This window comes from Verminephrobacter aporrectodeae subsp. tuberculatae At4 (assembly GCF_000193225.1).
GTDB lineage: Bacteria > Pseudomonadota > Gammaproteobacteria > Burkholderiales > Burkholderiaceae_C > Acidovorax > Acidovorax aporrectodeae.
In genome coordinates this window covers 1-2270 of sequence record NZ_AFAL01000103.1, presented here as the reverse complement: position 1 = coordinate 2270, position 2270 = coordinate 1, and the positions used below count along the sequence as shown (strand labels likewise).

2 protein-coding genes are annotated in these 2270 nt (G+C 69.3%); both read left to right on the top strand.

Features of this window, described 5'->3' with window-relative positions; genetic code table 11:
* On the top strand, positions 1-1398 hold a 1398-nt coding region (locus VTU_RS0104230; RefSeq protein ID WP_010101136.1), incomplete at its 5' end, for an acyl-CoA carboxylase subunit beta.
* A gap of 47 nt (positions 1399-1445) precedes the next feature.
* Positions 1446-2270 (top strand): acyl-CoA dehydrogenase family protein (locus tag VTU_RS0104225; protein WP_010101134.1); only part of this gene is annotated, 825 nt, incomplete at its 3' end.

The window sequence follows — 2270 nt, the reverse complement described above, 5'->3', positions numbered from 1 at the left end:
CCGGACACGCAGAAATCGGTTCCCGGCGGCGGCATGATCGCGGGAATCAGCTTTGTCTCGGGCGTGCGCTGCATGGTCGTGGCCAGCGACTCGGGGATCGAGGCCGGGGCGATCCAGCCCATGGGGCTGGAAAAGCTCCTGCGCGTGCAGGAGATCGCGCTCCAGAACCGCCTGCCCTTCGTGCACCTGGTGGAGAGCGCGGGCGCCAACCTCATGCACTACCGGGTCGAGGAATTCGTGCGCGGCGGCAGCCTGTTTCGCAACCTCGCGCGCCTGTCGGCGGCGGGGATTCCGGTGATCACGCTGCTGCACGGCTCGGGTACGGCGGGCGGCGCCTACCTGCCGGGGTTGTCGGACGTGGTCATCATGGTCCAGCACCGTGCGCACGCTTTTCTGGCCGGGCCACCGCTGCTGCAGGCCGCCACGGGCGAGATCGCCACCGAGGAGGAACTGGGCGGCGCCGAGATGCACACCGCCGTATCGGGCCTGGGCGAGTACCTGGCGCGGGACGACCGCGAAGCCATCGGCCTGGCGCGCGCCGTGCTCGCGGCCACGGACTGGGGGGCTGCGGGCGTGCCAGGCGATGGCGCGCAAGGCACCGAACCCCTGCTCGCCGCCGACGATCTGCTGACCCTCATGCCCGACGACCTGCGCCAGCCCGTGGACATGCGCGAGATCATCGCGCGCATCGTCGACGGATCGCAGCTGCTTGAATTCAAGGCCCGCCATGGCGCCGCCACCCTGTGCGTGCAGGCGCGCATCGCCGGGCGGCCCGTGGGGCTGATCAGCAACAACGGCGCCATCGACGTGGCGGGCGCAAACAAGGCCACGCACTTCATCCAGTGGATGTGCCAGCTGGGCCAGCCCATCGTCTACCTGCAAAACACCACGGGCTTCATGGTCGGCCGCGACAGCGAGCAGGGCGGAATGATCAAGCACGGTAGCAAGATGATCCAGGCCGTGGCGAATGCCACGGTGGCGCAGATCACCATCCAGTGCGGCGCGAGCTTCGGCGCGGGAAACTACGGCATGTGCGGGCGCGGCTACGCGCCGCGCTTTCTGTTCAGCTGGCCCGGCGCGAGGACCGCCGTCATGGGCGGCGAACAGGCCGCGCGCACCATGCAGACCATCACCCGGGCGGCGCGCGCGCGCAAGGGCCTCCCGCCCGGCGCCGACGCCAACTCCCCGGATTCTCGGGAGTCCCAGGACCGGTTCGACGCGATCGTGAGCATGTTCGAGTCCCAGGCCGACGCGTTCCATACCAGCGGCCTGCTGCTCGACGACGGCGTGATCGACCCGCGCGAGACGCGCGCCGTGCTCGCGTTCTGCCTGGCCACCTGCGCCGAGGGCGATGCGCGCGCGCCCCGGTGCATGCAGTTCGGCGTGGCGCGCATGTAGTTCCCTCGCCCCCGCCCAGGCAACGCAGCCCCCACGGAGACAACAGCATGCAGTTCACGCACGAGCACCGCGAAATACAAAAGACCCTCAAGCGCTTCATCGACGAGGAGATCAACCCCCACGTGGACGACTGGGAGGCGGCCGAGACGTTTCCCGCGCACGCGCTGTTCAAAAAGCTCGGCCGCCTCGGCCTGCTGGGCCTGTGCAAGCCCGAGTCCTGCGGCGGCGCGGGGCTGGACTACTCCTACAGCCTGGCCATGGCCGAGACGCTGGGCCATATCCACTGCGGCGGCGTGCCCATGGCGATCGGCGTGCAGACCGACATGTGCACCCCGGCGCTCGCGCGCTACGGCAGCGATGCGCTGCGCCAGCAGTTCCTGGCCCCGGCGATTGCTGGCGACATGGTGGGCTGCATCGGGGTGAGCGAGCCCGCTGCGGGCAGCGACGTGTCGGGAATCAGGAGCACGGCGCGCAAGGACGGCGACGACTACCTGATCAGCGGTCAGAAAATGTGGATCACCAACGGCCTGCAGGCCGACTGGATGTGCATGCTCGTGAACACCGGCGACGGCCCCGCGCACAAGAACAAGAGCCTGGTGCTGGTGCCACTGCGCGACGGACCGGGCGGCAGCCTGACGCCGGGCGTGGAACTGGCGCGCAAGATCCGCAAGATCGGCATGCACAGCAGCGACACGGGGCTGATCCATTTCGACGCGGTGCGCGTGCCGCAGCGCTACCGCATCGGCGCCGAGGGGCAGGGCTTCATCTACCAGATGCAGCAGTTTCAGGAAGAGCGCCTGTGGTGCTCGGCGAGCACGCTCGAGTCCTTGAACAACTGCATCGAATGGACCGTCGAGTGGGCCCGCGAGCGC